The sequence below is a fragment of the Samsonia erythrinae genome (assembly GCF_004342665.1).
Lineage (GTDB): Bacteria > Pseudomonadota > Gammaproteobacteria > Enterobacterales > Enterobacteriaceae > Samsonia > Samsonia erythrinae.
Genome location: NZ_SMBY01000011.1, coordinates 1 through 14,040, shown reverse-complemented (window position 1 = coordinate 14,040; position 14,040 = coordinate 1). Strand labels below are relative to the sequence as shown.

General features: G+C 37.6%; 21 protein-coding genes. 17 read left to right on the top strand and 4 right to left on the bottom strand.

What is annotated here, in order from left to right; genetic code table 11:
- Positions 1 to 187: 187 nt before the first annotated feature.
- From EDC54_RS14590 to EDC54_RS14545, 10 genes are all read left to right on the top strand, one after another.
- On the top strand, positions 188 to 1,066 hold the full coding sequence (locus EDC54_RS14590) for a DUF6387 family protein (RefSeq protein WP_132457841.1): 879 nt from the start codon (positions 188 to 190) through the stop codon (positions 1,064 to 1,066).
- A 193-nt stretch (positions 1,067 to 1,259) separates the two neighbouring features.
- Positions 1,260 to 1,481, top strand: a complete 222-nt coding sequence (locus EDC54_RS14585; protein WP_165904324.1) for a helix-turn-helix transcriptional regulator — start codon at positions 1,260 to 1,262, stop codon at positions 1,479 to 1,481.
- A 62-nt stretch (positions 1,482 to 1,543) separates the two neighbouring features.
- On the top strand, positions 1,544 to 1,858 hold the full coding sequence (locus tag EDC54_RS14580) for a hypothetical protein (protein ID WP_132457838.1): 315 nt from the start codon (positions 1,544 to 1,546) through the stop codon (positions 1,856 to 1,858).
- Between the two features lie 78 nt (positions 1,859 to 1,936).
- The gene (locus tag EDC54_RS14575) at positions 1,937 to 2,236 is read left to right on the top strand and encodes a hypothetical protein (protein WP_132457835.1); all 300 of its coding nucleotides are present in this window, start codon (positions 1,937 to 1,939) and stop codon (positions 2,234 to 2,236) included.
- 50 nt (positions 2,237 to 2,286) lie between these two features.
- Positions 2,287 to 2,592, top strand: a complete 306-nt coding sequence (locus tag EDC54_RS14570; protein WP_380895409.1) for a hypothetical protein — start codon at positions 2,287 to 2,289, stop codon at positions 2,590 to 2,592.
- A gap of 39 nt (positions 2,593 to 2,631) precedes the next feature.
- On the top strand, positions 2,632 to 2,982 hold the full coding sequence (locus EDC54_RS14565) for a hypothetical protein (RefSeq protein ID WP_132457832.1): 351 nt from the start codon (positions 2,632 to 2,634) through the stop codon (positions 2,980 to 2,982).
- Between the two features lie 68 nt (positions 2,983 to 3,050).
- Positions 3,051 to 3,293 (top strand): H-NS family histone-like protein, encoded by a 243-nt coding sequence (locus tag EDC54_RS14560; protein ID WP_132457829.1) that lies wholly within the window; start codon positions 3,051 to 3,053, stop codon positions 3,291 to 3,293.
- Between the two features lie 118 nt (positions 3,294 to 3,411).
- Positions 3,412 to 3,735: an antibiotic biosynthesis monooxygenase family protein gene (locus tag EDC54_RS14555; RefSeq protein WP_132457826.1), complete on the top strand. Its 324-nt coding sequence runs from the start codon at positions 3,412 to 3,414 to the stop codon at positions 3,733 to 3,735.
- Positions 3,728 to 4,120 carry an amino acid-binding protein gene (locus EDC54_RS14550; RefSeq protein ID WP_132457823.1) on the top strand — a complete coding sequence of 131 codons (393 nt, stop codon included), beginning with the start codon at positions 3,728 to 3,730 and terminating at the stop codon, positions 4,118 to 4,120. Before EDC54_RS14555 ends, EDC54_RS14550 begins: the two co-directional genes overlap by 8 nt.
- Before the next feature lies 1 nt (position 4,121).
- Entirely contained in the window at positions 4,122 to 4,823 is a 702-nt protein-coding gene (locus EDC54_RS14545) for an ArsR/SmtB family transcription factor (protein ID WP_132457820.1), read from the top strand.
- A 6-nt stretch (positions 4,824 to 4,829) separates the two neighbouring features.
- Here the strand turns inward: EDC54_RS14545 and EDC54_RS14540 are convergent, their stop codons facing one another.
- Both EDC54_RS14540 and EDC54_RS14535 read right to left on the bottom strand, forming a co-directional pair.
- On the bottom strand, positions 4,830 to 5,309 hold the full coding sequence (locus tag EDC54_RS14540; RefSeq protein ID WP_132457817.1) for a DUF4756 family protein: 480 nt from the start codon (positions 5,307 to 5,309) through the stop codon (positions 4,830 to 4,832).
- A gap of 101 nt (positions 5,310 to 5,410) precedes the next feature.
- Positions 5,411 to 6,115: a hypothetical protein gene (locus EDC54_RS14535; RefSeq protein WP_132457814.1), complete on the bottom strand. Its 705-nt coding sequence runs from the start codon at positions 6,113 to 6,115 to the stop codon at positions 5,411 to 5,413.
- 1,465 nt (positions 6,116 to 7,580) lie between these two features.
- Here EDC54_RS14535 and EDC54_RS14525 point away from each other — a divergent pair.
- The 6 genes from EDC54_RS14525 to EDC54_RS14500 all read left to right on the top strand — a co-directional run bounded on the left by EDC54_RS14525 (position 7,581) and on the right by EDC54_RS14500 (position 11,710).
- Entirely contained in the window at positions 7,581 to 8,435 is an 855-nt protein-coding gene (locus EDC54_RS14525) for a hypothetical protein (protein ID WP_230514535.1), read from the top strand.
- The gene (locus EDC54_RS14520) at positions 8,435 to 8,725 is read left to right on the top strand and encodes a hypothetical protein (RefSeq protein ID WP_132457811.1); all 291 of its coding nucleotides are present in this window, start codon (positions 8,435 to 8,437) and stop codon (positions 8,723 to 8,725) included. The genes EDC54_RS14525 and EDC54_RS14520 overlap by 1 nt, the downstream gene beginning before the upstream one ends.
- Positions 8,726 to 9,019: 294 nt before the next feature.
- Positions 9,020 to 9,562: a hypothetical protein gene (locus EDC54_RS14515; protein WP_132457808.1), complete on the top strand. Its 543-nt coding sequence runs from the start codon at positions 9,020 to 9,022 to the stop codon at positions 9,560 to 9,562.
- A gap of 9 nt (positions 9,563 to 9,571) precedes the next feature.
- A complete protein-coding gene (locus EDC54_RS14510; protein ID WP_132457804.1) occupies positions 9,572 to 9,988 on the top strand; it encodes a type II toxin-antitoxin system YafO family toxin in 417 nt (138 codons plus the stop codon).
- Between the two features lie 487 nt (positions 9,989 to 10,475).
- Entirely contained in the window at positions 10,476 to 11,162 is a 687-nt protein-coding gene (locus EDC54_RS14505) for a hypothetical protein (RefSeq protein WP_132457801.1), read from the top strand.
- A 98-nt stretch (positions 11,163 to 11,260) separates the two neighbouring features.
- Complete coding sequence (locus EDC54_RS14500; RefSeq protein ID WP_165904323.1) at positions 11,261 to 11,710, top strand: NUDIX hydrolase; 450 nt, start codon at positions 11,261 to 11,263, stop codon at positions 11,708 to 11,710.
- A gap of 86 nt (positions 11,711 to 11,796) precedes the next feature.
- Here EDC54_RS14500 and EDC54_RS14495 read toward each other — a convergent pair whose 3' ends face one another.
- Positions 11,797 to 12,174 carry a hypothetical protein gene (locus EDC54_RS14495; RefSeq protein WP_132457795.1) on the bottom strand — a complete coding sequence of 126 codons (378 nt, stop codon included), beginning with the start codon at positions 12,172 to 12,174 and terminating at the stop codon, positions 11,797 to 11,799.
- Positions 12,175 to 12,225: 51 nt separating this feature from the next.
- On the bottom strand, positions 12,226 to 12,699 hold the full coding sequence (locus EDC54_RS14490) for a DUF4755 domain-containing protein (RefSeq protein ID WP_380895421.1): 474 nt from the start codon (positions 12,697 to 12,699) through the stop codon (positions 12,226 to 12,228).
- 457 nt (positions 12,700 to 13,156) lie between these two features.
- Here EDC54_RS14490 and EDC54_RS14485 point away from each other — a divergent pair, with 457 nt between their 5' ends.
- The gene (locus EDC54_RS14485) at positions 13,157 to 13,708 is read left to right on the top strand and encodes a membrane lipoprotein lipid attachment site-containing protein (protein WP_132457789.1); all 552 of its coding nucleotides are present in this window, start codon (positions 13,157 to 13,159) and stop codon (positions 13,706 to 13,708) included.
- Positions 13,709 to 14,040: the final 332 nt, after the last annotated feature.

Below are 14,040 nucleotides of genomic sequence, written 5' to 3'. Positions count from 1 at the left end.
GGGAAGTGAGGTGGTACCTATCTCGGTCAATCCCCTGAAATACTCTGCAACAAAACACCAGAAATCTGTGCTCTTCGTTTCCTGTCTTCCATCTGTGAGATAGCGTTGTTGCTATTGCTTGGCATAAGATAACACTCAGATAAATCGGGCATAAAAAATCGTTCGGTATCAGAACAGGATAATAAGAATGAAGTCAGGTGAGGTTATCAAAGCTGCGAAGCAATGGTTCAGGCTGAGCAACTATGATGTTTTACAGGAAATCACGTTAAAAGACCTAAGTGATGAGTTGAGTCGCCGGGCAGTTTTGTTCCGTTATGATTCCACCAATGAACAAAGTCAACGCTATCAACGCTATCTGGAAGAAGAAGCCAAGATACTGGCTGGCACTCCGCTATTAATCAGCTCAACCAAAATTACCCCTCCATCATCCAAAAAGAAAAACCCTCTGGCTGATGCCACATTACATGTTCAGCATATCACCGTTGGGGATATTAGCCGCTATGAGGCAGACTTAAGGAAACTCAATTTACTCCAACGTAGCGATGCTTCGCCTGATGCACCATCAGTACCAGTGTCGAGAGAACAGGGTAAACAGCGATTAACGGACATCGAGCGTTTGAATGATGATCACCCACTATACCTATGGCTAAACATCAAACGTCTGACCGATGATGAAGTTATCGAACATATCAAAATCATGCTCCCACAATGGCGTAAGGAGTATGGCATCACGGAACTAGAGATCGGTTTATTTCGCTTTGGTTTGAGCACGATTAAGAAAGTGATCTCCCTGAGAACTATCCCTATGTTGGACCTGATGTTATGGGCTAATCACCGTGGCGTAAAAATCTCTAATGAGCAAATGTCACGTTTACTCTATCCGAATGATTCAGAGGTGATTAGAGGAGGGGCGCAAATTAAGGATACCGATAAGCCTTTTGCGGAGAAGGCACGGACTCGTGAGTTTGCGCGTTTGTTTAATCTCTATCTGAGCAAAGACAGCTACATGATGGATATCAGAGTGGCTGATGCCATGAAGATGAACGAAAAAGAAGAAGAAAACTAACCTTTTCCACTATCTCCGGGAACCTGCCATCAAGACAGGTTCCCTTATGCAAAACCAGCGACATTCGCACATTTTCATTTTCCCCAAAATCATATCCCTTCATTTTCTCGAAAGATGTTGTTTGCCAACGTCTGCATCTTGTCATTGCCATTTTTTCTAGAATTACTCCTGTCGAAACAAACAGGAGAAGACAATGAAAAATAATAATACAAATCAAAAAAGAACAGGATCCTATGAGCAACACGAAGTCACACCAAGAAGGCTTATCCGCCTCCCTGAAGTGCTCAAAAGGGTAGGGTTAAGCAGGGCAAGAATGTATGGGCTGATCAATACAGGTCGTTTTCCGAAACAGGTCAGGATTGGATTGAGATCGGTTGCCTTTATCGAAAGTGAGATAGAAGCCGTGGATGGATAGCGTTATTGCTGCCCGTAATGAATCTCACTAATAATATTTTAATAACAGCAAGAGGAAATAAAATGAATAATCAAGAAATGGGAAGTATCAAAGAGTTATCCACAAAAACATTTTATGCTATGACAAAGTATCTTTATGTGGCTGGAATGCTGATATATAAAGAGCAAGGAGATCATGAGTTAGTCGCATCTATTATGTTAGATAATAATAGAACGGAATCGTATCTTTCACATGTTAAAGATTATCTGGCTAAGCGTTTTGATGGACATATGGAAAAAGCTGGTAAAAGAGAAAGACTGATTTATGTTGATATGGATAAAGTTATATTGGAAATGAAAAGTGTCCATATAAAGGCATTACTTTTTGGCATGAGCTAACAGCAGAGTATTCGGCCCCGAAAGGGGCTAATAAAAAAACAATAAATTAAATAAGCATTTAACTATGAGGATATAAATATGTCTAAAGATACGATGGGTATTAATAAATCAACCGAACTGTTCTATGACCTTGCTTGTAGATCGTTTGCCGCAAGCTGGAATATGTTCATGGAAGTTAATGGTGATGGTGACGCCAATGATTATTTAGATGACCCGGATTTTATGAGTCCATTTATTATCCATGTGATTAATCATATTCAGAACAACTTTGAAAGATTCACTGCCCAAGAAGGTAATAGTGGTGATATTAATCAGGTTAACTTTGAACTGGTCGCTGCCATGTTAGTAGGATATTCAGAAAACTTTAGAAAGTACTAACTAATCTTGCCCCGTAAGGGGCTAACAAAAGATATAAGAGGAAAATAAAAATGGTAAACAACATAAAGAAAAACGAAATGCCTACGATATTACGTAAAAAAGACAATGAACAAAGTTCTATGACAAATAAAATATCTATAGTTGTAAGCGTGTTGTGTGATGGAACTCCAGAAGTAATGAATGCTATTCAAGAGCGTTTTGAAATATTTGTTGCTATTACTGGATATTCAGTAGAAGAAATCATGGATGATGAGAATATACTTGATGAGTTAAATCGATTTATTAATAACGAGCTAGTAGATGATTTGGGGTTGGAGTATGACTGTGTCGTCATCAATATCGGTTATAACAACTAATTTTTTACTGACTATTAACTGAAAAGTAAGGGTGAGAAAATGAAAGAGATTGTATTGAACAGCTATAATAAAACAAAAAATGCTCTTATTGCTAACATCTTACAAGGATTCTGTGATGAGATATATAATATTTATGAAAATGATCCTGAAACAGCAATCTATATTATGAGTTGGGGTAAATTTTCAGAAGTTATTTATGATGTAGTGATAACTCGTGAGATAATGAAATACTCTATTAAAAATGATGTATCTGGTATCAATAAAAATGATTTGAAGGATGAAATCTTACATTGGCATCTTGAGCATATCATTGAACTTGTGTTTAAAAATATAAATCAGGATGAAAATCAATACCCTGCTTATTGGAAGTTAAAAATGACAGTTGTTTGATATTAAACATTATGATTGTTCCCTCAAAAGAGGGAAATAAAATAAATGATAACACTATGAGGTTTAATATGATTGATGAATTCCATGTAATGTATATGTACAGAAAAATCCAAGCTGAAGCGGCTACAACTGATCTAAAAACGCTGGAACAGCTTTTGAAGAAGTTCCGTCAAGTCGTTGCGGAGCATCGGGAAGAATATTATCAGGAGATTGGTGAGAAAAAGGCTCAGAAATTGAGGGCTAAGAGATTACAACGGTTGCTCGAGAAAATGGGGCGTGATCGTGTATCACCTGAAGACCTTTATCACTGACACCTGACACTGCCACAGATGCTATTGATGATGACATTCATATTTCGTCCGCCATCGAAGTGTTCAGCACTGAAAACGGTACAGTAATACCCGTGTCTAATACATAGAGGGTAGGAATGTGATCGCAGTGCTTTTTGAAGCAGATGTTATTCCCATACAACAAGAGCGTTATCTCCAGCTTGCTGCTGAATTGAAACCGCTATTAGCCGATATTGATGGTTTTATCTCTATCGAGCGTTTCCAGAGTCTGACAACAGCGGGAAAGATACTGTCATTGTCTTGGTGGCGGGATGAAGAGGCCGTATTACTATGGAAACAAAACGTTTTGCATAAAGCAGCTCAGGCAGAAGGACGTCAATCTATCTTCTCTTTTTATCGCATCCGTATTGCCCCTGTGCTCAGAGACTATTCATCAGAAACCAGAGGTCAGGCCGATGTATGACATCCATGTTGTTTTAAATAATGCGCCGGGAGAACTGGCGGCACTGGGGACAGTATTAGGTCAAAACGGTATTGGCCTTGAAGGTGGTGGCGTATTTACTGTTGCAGACAAAGCACATGCGCATTTTCTTGTTGAGAAGGGGGATGCTGCCAAAGCCGTGCTGGAAAACGCAGGATTTCAGGTTGAAAGCGTATGCAGGCCACTGATCCGAAAACTGAAGCAAGAGCGCCCCGGCGAGTTAGGAGAAATTGCGGCAACACTGGCTGAGAAGGGAATTAATATTCTGTGCCAATATAGCGACCATGCAAACCAGCTGATCCTTGTGACCGATAATGATAGGGTTGCCAGCAAAGCAACGGAGAAATGGACTGTCGTGCCTGACTAATATGTTAAAACACGCTAATTCAACAGATAGCGGTGATGCTTTGGAACATTCAATGGCGGCCTTAGCTGCTGCCATGTCTGAGCCGTCCCGCATAAAAATGCTCTGTGCCTTGATGGATGGACGTGCATGGACAGCGACAGAGTTAAGTGTGGTCGCTGATATCGCGGCGTCAACTGCCAGTGCGCATCTGTCCCGGTTGGTTGGCGAGGGGCTGATTACCTGCCTTTCGCAGGGACGTCATCGTTATTACCGTCTGGCCGGAACAGATATTGCCGGGCTGATTGAAAATCTGATGGGCGTATCATGGCGTTCGGCATCATCAGCTAAAATAAGCACACCTTCCTCATTACGGGTTGCCCGGACGTGTTATGACCATTTAGCCGGTGAGATCGCGGTTCATATCTATGATTTTATGGTTGCTGAGGGCTGGGTTACGTCAGATGGCGCGTCAATGACGCCATCAGGACAAGAACAGTTCCGAGAGTTAGGTATTATGTCCAAGCCAAAGACACGACGTAAAACGTGCTGTGGTTGCCTTGACTGGAGTGAACGGCGATTTCATCTTGGTGGTGAGGCTGGTGCTGCCTTTTTTGCGCATTGTGAGCAAAAAGGGTGGTTAACCAGAATACCGGGGTTCAGAGAAGTAACTATTACCACCAGTGGTAAGCTGGCATTTAAAAAATTATTCGGGCTGTATACGTAGTAAAATTTAAAAAGACATTTTTCGGTATTTTTTATCTGACGTTATAAAATCTGATGAAATACTGGAAAGCTGTTCAAGACTCAACTCAACAGAACGTTGAAACTCAAGTGCTGCTTCTGTACGCTGTTTTATTACCAGAGCAACAATTTCTTCATCGCTTTTTTCTTGAATTGCTTTCCTATAAAGACTACGTTCATAAAACTTATCAAGATCCCCTGATGATTTTGCAGATGTGTTAGCTGTTGAAAAACTTATAGGATTTAGTTCACCGATGAAACTACCCATAAGTGATTGTCTCTTCTTATCCAGTCTGCGCAGTTCACTATGAGCAGATCTGTATTTATCTACTTCAGTGCCAAAAGGACTAGCCTCACGAACTTTACGATAGCCTTCTAAATATTCATCCATTGATGGCTGTTGTTTTAGTTTTTCTACAGTTTCAAAATAAGTTAATAAATCGCTGTTATCTAGTTTTATTTTTCTCATAAGATCTCCTTTAATTATATACGTTATAATATATGTTAATGGATAGAGAGAAAGTGTCAAATATAGAGGAATGACATTAGTACAATATACGGATGAAAAGATTATATTGTTTCATCGTCATTGATGTATTCATGATAATCATCAAATATATTATTTCCTGAAACTGAGTCCCAATCGATATCATCATCAGGTACAGAAAGTAATGGCGTTTCATCTCCCTTTGTTGTTTCTTCTTTATCCTTGTTATTTACAAATATGGTCTCTTTATATACGGTAGAAAAAACGTTCTCTACGCCTTCACTGGCAGTTCTGAGCGATTTTTTTACATATTCCTTGCGTGTTCCATTAAGCGTCCTGTATTGGCCTTTCAGAAAGAGATTGGCATTTATTAATGTGTGTTTACCATCTAAGATAAGGATGCCTTTATTGATAAGTTTTTTCCAGCATTTGCATACATTTGATTTACTCATGTTCAGTTCTTCTGCGAGTGCTGATTGAGATATACTGGCTATAAGATTGCCATGTTGCATAAGTTTACATAATCGGATCATTATTGTGTATTCTGCGCCAGACATATTCTTTCCGAGCTTTTCCAGATTATCTAAAAAAGCGTGAGCATAGGCTATTCCCGGTTGTATATCAGAACTATGCTCTTTCCTTACATTAACAGTTATTTTGTCTTTTTTATTTCTGTTATAAAAACTGTAAATCTCTAGCTTTTGTTTATCTGTGAAGTGATTTCTGTTGATATAGTTTTCTACTTCTTCACTGCTTGAGTTCATTATTGTGTTGTAATCAATGCTCATAAGTATTCCTTTTATCATTATAATGTTTGTTATATATTATGCAGAGTATAATATTGTCAAAAATAAATGTGAAAAAAGGAAAAATAATACACTTTTGCGAAATTGCGTTCACGTTTCTGGATATGTTAGATTAGTGAAAAGTTTCCACAGAAGAAACTTTAGTTGTCGTACAGGAAACTTCGGTTTCCCCAGAGGAAACTTAAATTTCCGTACAGGAAACTTTTATCGTGAAATCTCTTTTAAATATAACAAGTTACGCGTCCTTAATACTGTAATATGTTTAATAACCTTAACGTGAAGTGTGCCAAACAAGTGGCACCTTGTTATTCTGCATGATTTTTCTTTGTATTTTATGTGCAGCGATGTGATTGTTTCATACAATCACAAAGTGCTGCTATTGGTGATATAGTTTTACTATGTGTTTAAGAGTAAATGCTATAGCTTTGATACCTTCCCTGTTGATATATGGATAAAGGGCGAAGCCATGAGCGAAAGCTCATAAGAAAAGATCTGTATTCAATATGAATTTTTCATTAAGTATAGGATAAAACTAGTTTATAAAATATCTTAAAAACTAAATCATACATGAAGTGGTAAGATTAATTATACCCTTATTGTATTAGCGGCTACTGCCGCAATTCTTTATGGATAAATCCATAATTAACAGGGATGAACCCTGTTCCAGCAATGTGATTGTTTCGAGCAATCACTCAGTGCTGCTTCTTTGGATATAGTTTTCCTATATGTTTAAGAGAAAATGCTATATATTATCGCGGTAATGCTATGTTCAAACATAGGATCAAATTTATAATTTGATGATAAAACGATCTAAAACAAATCTTTTTCATCTTTACTATCAAATATTAAAAATACCATTATCAAGATAAAATATATTAATGTCAGAGTTAGGGCGTAGCCGTGCTTATGAAAACAGACTTATCGTTTTCGGTAGCACATGAGCGTTAGCTCATAGAGGGAAGTGATTTTCAAAAAAAAGATGTTAGTGCAATAAAAAGGAAAGCTTCGCAATGGAAATTATACTTTTAACTCAAAAATAGCCAATCATTGCTAAATGTTTAAACCCCATATGGCGATCATAAAAATCGCCCGGTTTCTTTTAATCCTCTTAAGTATTATCTCTTACTTCTTGCAAAATTAAATTATGGAAAAATCGGCCTGTAGCCCTTGCGGTATAAGACTTAGGACAAAAATATACGACTGACTGTACGGTCAGTGTTCCTGACTCTATAGTCAGTATTCCTGACTGCACGGTGAGCTTTCCTGACTTTGCAGTCAGTTTTTATGTCATTTTTTAGCTTAAAAACGACAGTGCTTTAAATTATCGTCACTGGAATATTGGCGATTTTCAAAATATTTTCGCAAAAAAATATGCAAAAAACTTGATATCTATTTTGTGCATGGTATTTAATTGATTATAAATAAAATAACAAGAGGTAATAATATGATGAATGAAATGGATGTTGACTTGGATTTAGGCTTAAATCCTTTTTGTTTTGAGACAGAACTAAAGATTGAAACAAGAAAGAAAAATCTGACTGTTTCAAGGGGAACAGAACTTATTGAAAGAAAAGATACCAGTAAAAGTTACTTCGCCAATATCGTACATACCCAAGAGGTAGATAAAGAAGAGTTTATAAAACTCTATACATCTCAGATAAAAGCGTACTTTGATCTCACGAAAACAGCTTATAAAGTTTTTTTTATCTTTTTACGTATCTATCAGGATGCGATAGGAAAAGATCACTTTTACCTGAGTTGTAAAAAGGCAATGTCGCTTGCGGAAAAGATAGATCACTTTGTCTTGTCTGAATCTATATTTTACCGAGGGATAAAAGAACTCATTGAGAAGAAAATCATTGCTAAAACCAATGAGAAAAACTGGTATTTCATAAATCCGGCTATTGTCTTCAATGGTGATCGTGCTCGCTTTGTTTCAGAGATTATAAAAAAGAAAGAGGCAATGGAAGAACAACCCGAAAGTGTGGTCAGCAATAACGGCGGCAATAGTAAAATTAAATATAAAAACAGGTCAATTGAGGCAGTTATGCAAGAAGTTAATAACCAAGAAGATATAGATTTGTTAATCGCCAGATTGCAGGTTAAAAAATCCCAAGTGTCGATAATGAATAAAAATATGAGTGGATGTGCTGCTACTGAAGAAGCAACTCTTTTACCACCAGAAGAACCGTTAGATTGGGATAATATTCAGGGCGAGGATTTATTTACAAAGATGATGTTCAATAAGGCTATTAATAATATGTATGATAAAAGTCATATTAGTGAGCAGGAGAACGCATAATGGAAAACAACAACGAACGTAGTCCTGTGGAAAAGAAGAAAAGAAAGATCCCCAAATATACGCTTGACCAGCTTCTGACCCAATGTGATCAGAACGGGACATCCGTTGGAGATCTATGGGAAGGACTGAAATCTGTAGACAGGGAGATAAGAAATGCTGACTACATTACGCATATGGTGGAAGAATCTCGCCAGATGGGATCTGTTCCAATACAAGGTGAAACCATCGAAGAACTCCGTGCCAATTTGTTACGTGACATTTGGGGGATTGTCGAAGTCGTAATGCTGTAGGACAGGGTAAAGAAATGTGTAGAGAACAGCGTAGCGAGCAAGCTGTTACCTCTTTTGCAGATTATCATAACAGTGGAAAACATCTGACAGGTAAAGAGGTTATCGATTTTCTGCGTAATGAAAAGACAGGGGAACTTCCAGAGTGTCATAGATGATCGAGCACTTGCATGGTCTAAGCCCGATGTTAAGGTTACAGAACAGCAGGGTGATTTGTTTGCATGAATGCTACTGTAAGGGTAAAATTCGATTACTGATGCGAAAGTGTCGAGATGGTTGGTTATGTAGGGGGGATGTATGCGCATCGAAAGTTATGTTGAAGATATGCAGATCGTTGGCAATGTTCTTGCTGGCGTGTCCTCCAGTGCATCGCAGTTTTCGAACACTCAGCCTAGCAAGCGAGACGTTTTAGCCTGCAAAAACATGCCTGTGGGCAAGATCAAGTCTACTCCTGTGTCATTGACTCCATTTCTTATGAATGCTGCCGTTGAACGTATTAAGCATTTGACTGCTAAGCATGTACGTCTTGTTCACCAGATCTCAAACTACAGTGCCGAACAGGTTCGGGATTTCTTTGGTGAAAATAGCTATCAAGATGTCAAGAATCTTGATCTTAGTATTCGTGGACTTGAAGGATATATTGCCACGTTAGTTCGTATCACGAGCGATACAAGCGCGAACCGGGCACTTAAGCATCTTGATAACGTTATTACCGAATATAGATTAGCTGTTTCCGATCTGTTGATGATTTTAGATCAGTCTTTCATTGAATCAATAGTCGTTCCATCGCAAACGGAATTCGTTGACGAAAGCCTGTTCGAAAATTTCAGCTTTCATTAAGGACATCTAATGAAAGTGCTGTGGAATAGTGATAGCTACGACAAGTTTTTATTACCTGTTTTTAAAGTAAAGCCATTGTGGGAAACGTCCCTGCTTAATGACTTTATTTCCTATAAAAGTAGTCAGTTTGGTACGATCCCTGCTATTTTCGGTAAAGATGATGTATATACCGAACCTAATTCTATTGTGTCATCCCGACTCTACCACATTCATCTAATGACGGGTGAATCAGATCGAAAGGGAAAAAATAAACAAAACTGGACGAGCAATGCTGCTCTGGTTTATACAAAACATATTAAAGCTAATGACGTATATAGTCTTTTGGCTATATTCCCTACAAATGCGCATTCCTTTGCCAGAAACAACGAGATCATGAAGGAATTGGCTTCATACGCTAATAAATTTCACAAGAATCCAAATCCTTAATTATTTGAATTACTGATCAATCGATTCGCCTCGCTAACAGAAAAGTAGATTTTTACAGGTGTAATGATGGATAGTCGATTTTTTGTTGTTTTTAACGAAATAATTGCTAGCGGTTCTCACAAAGCATTGCTACTGGAAATATAGTTTTCCTATGCGTTTAAGAGTAAATGCTATATGTAATCTCGGTAATGCTATGTTTGAACATAGCATCCTTCTTCATTAATTGAAAAGTATTCGCGGAATATGCCATTTTCTATCCCATAATGCGAAGAGATAACAATAAAAATAATATTTAGTAAGGGCGTAGCCGTGCTCATGAAAACAGGTTCATCGTTTTCGACAGCACATGAGCGTTAGCTCATAAGATAAATATTTTTTCAAAAGAAGGTTAAAACCGTGGGTAAAGCGTTATTACGCAAGAGTTAAATTTGATTTTTCCGTGAAGAATATAGTATTTATTAATAATAAAAAAAAGGAAAATAAAATAATGAATAATATTAAAATCATTACGCTATTTAATGCCAATGAAAAAATCCCATTTATGACCTGTATGGTTAAAGATATTGAAGAAAACGAAATCGGGATAAAACTTACCCTCGAAAATGGCAATAACATCTATGTTAAAGATTACGACTTTTTCTTCCTGTCAGAATCTGCAAATGATTGTGATAGGGAGCGAATGGTAAATGTTTATGGAAGATTGATATCTGAACTCAGCCAAGTAAGCGAAGAAACAATAAGATCGCTGATGTCAGAAACGAAAATCTATAACAGTCAGCATCCCAACACGCCCGTTAGTGTTCTGGATGATTATTATTACTGCGATAGAATAAAAGCCAATGCCCCATATGAATCCAAACTGATGAACGCGCTTGGCCTGCAGGATCTGCATGAAGCCTTACAACAAGATAGCTTTCTGTCGGTGTTGGAAGCCGATGGTGATATCGTTATCCACGACAACATGGGCTATCCAGTGGTTGAGTATTTACATTCTGGTATCAGCATTGGCATAGAGCCTGTAAACTACATACGTCAGCGAGATCTGACAGGCGGCTATGTGGTAATGTTCAGGAACGGTGAGTTCACGAATGAGATTGAGGGCGATCTCTATGAGGCGTTATCTCATGCTGTCGATAGGCTTAAGATCGCTGTTGCGTTGTATGAGAATAGATAAATAGATATTATTATGTTCACTTTTGAAAAGTTGGTTGATATCTTTTAAGAGATATGTGATGGATATTAGAAACTCAGCCCGAGCTTTACTTATTGATAGTGACAATAGGATTCTGTTATTTAAATTCAGATATTAAAAATATAAAAGATAATATTAATTCGAGTATTAATGAGTTCTGGATCACTCCCGGCGGTGGATTGGAAGCTAATGAAAGTTTTGAACAAGCTTTAAAACGTGAGCTAGCAGAGGAAACAGGGTTAATCATTAAAGAAAAACCAATATGGGTTTGGTCAAGAGATGTTATTTTTGAACGTAATGGTAATAAATTTATTAGTCATGAACAGTATTATATCATCTATGCTAACACTTGTGATATAGGTGAGATTAATCTTACTGATAATGAAAAAAATAACATTTTAGATAAACAATGGTGGAGTGTTGAGGAAATGAAATTCTCTAAGGAGTGTTTTCGTCCTATAAATATCCACAAAGAATTTGAAAACATTATTTTAAATGGCATTCCTAATCAACCGATCACCATCGATTAATCTTATGTAAAAGAAAAAACAAAGAGCCTAATGAGTGATTTTTATAATCAAATAAAAACATAACACTGGCTCTTTAAATATAAAAATTAATCCAACAACCCACGCGAAACCTTACTCGCCGTTTGACTGAAATTATATCGGTCAACAACATTCCCTTTGAACCAAATGTCTAAGGATTTCATGTGAGCTGTGCTACTGTTTTTCAGTAGGGCTAGACCGGGAATGTAATTTGAAATCTGAGTTTCGCCTGACATGCTGGAGTAGGACCACATCTCCTGACCATCATTGGTTGCTCGTGTTTGTGGTTCACCGAATGCGTTAATAACATCTTGCTGGGTAGTTTTCCCCTTAACGATTTTGGTTTTTACGGTTTGTTGTGATTCGTCTTTTAGGGATTTGTTGCCGTAGGTGGTGCAAGCGGAAAGAGGAAAGATCATCATTACCGCAATAAATATTTTTTTCATGTTAACTCCAAAGATAATAAACTAACAACAAATAACAATATAAAACTATGTCTATAAAACGTACTTTTTAAAGATAAGAAGCCAACGATCACAAATTTCTTGATTAGAAGATGATGTTTTGTTTTTCAGGGGGAGGTTAATTTTCCATGTGGGATTTTTAATATCATCGGTTAATATGAAGATACCGGAACGTTGATTTGCTAAAAGCTTTTCATTGTTATTGGCGTCAGCGGTTTTTATCATGGATTTTAGATTATTGCCTGTGTTATAGATTTTTCCTGCTTCGGAAACGGTATAGTTGATTTCCCTGATGTTGTCATAAGTATAAGTGGTATTTTTATCTTTATTAAAGATGCGGACCGTATGCTTTTTGGTGTCTAGGATGATACCTGTGTCCTGACATTCATATGACAAAATATCCCCGTCCAACACTTCGGCATAAGTATTTAGGTGTTTTCTCTTTTTAGGATCAAAATAAAAAACGCGACTGATAACAAATATTACAATCACTATCCCTAAGAATATATTGAGCTCTGCCACTCTTCTTGTCTCCGCGCCAATGGTTTAACCACATCTGTTAGTCACAAAACAAAGCTCTGGCTTGGTTGTTTTTTCTTGCCGAAGCATCTGTCCCTGTGTAGCAAGGATACCACTCCGAAAGCCAATCTCAAGCAAAATGATCGATATAATAGATCGATAAATTATTATTAATAGGTAATGACGATTGATAAGGCTTTATTGATCGGCTTTTTAATTGATTTAATCGATCGAATATAAATATATGATAGTTTACATCTATCATTATTTTGTTTTTGATCGTTACAAACGATATGACGACCCTCAAAAATAATTGAATCCTATCAATTGGTTAATCAGGTGGTTTTGCCGTGTTATGTCAGTAAGAACAAGCTCTAGTGACTACAGGTGCACAGCAGACAGCCTATACATAACAGCATTTTTGATTATCAGGATGGATAGGAAGATGAAGAAAATTTTACTCGTTGCTGGCACAGCTCTTGTTCTGGCGGGATGTGGTGAAAAAGGCGACTTTGAGAAAGCTATTAATGAAAAATTCAGCAAACAAAGCATTTGTTATTCTTTCAGCAAAGAAAACAACATTGCGGTGTTTAACGATTTTAGAAATGGTATCCCCGTTAAAGTAAATATCTATAATAATGAAGAAGATCCTATTTTAGCTGGGTTGAAACTTTCTGGGCTGTTGACCATTTCATACGAACAGGAAATGTTCAAGAGAACGGCCATTTTAACGACCACGGATAAAGGACGTAAAACAAGTTTTTGGGATCGTGATAATGGTGCTTGTGTAGGTCATCGGACTGTTGATGAAATAACGGAATGGACAGAGGCCGGTGAAGATGGCATGAAGATTGTTCGCGTGTCTTATACATGGAAACTGGCGGATGTACCGGGCTGGGTTGATAAAGATGCCTTTTCTGACATCAAAGGAATGGCCGAACCAGAAGAGTCAAAAATTGCTTTGGTGAAAACTAATAAAGGCTGGTCGGCACGGTAAGTTTTCCGTCTGTTTTTCGACTGTGAATGGCTCTCCGTGCAGGGCTGTTCACATCGGGGCTTCTGACAAGTTAAACGCGCTGTTTCTGCATTTTTCATCATGAAATACTTTTTCTGCCTCAACGAATCCGCTGTTCCACGCTCTTTGACATAAAAACCTATAACTGATACAACATAATAATCTATCAAGGACGGTAAGTGCCAATTATCTTGGCACTTACCGATTGGCTACTAGCCTTGTAAGTATCCCGCATAATCGTGCCATACACATTTAGAGATCATCCGGCATAATCAATCTGCCAACGAAGGAGATCGCTATGCGTAAAGCCCGTT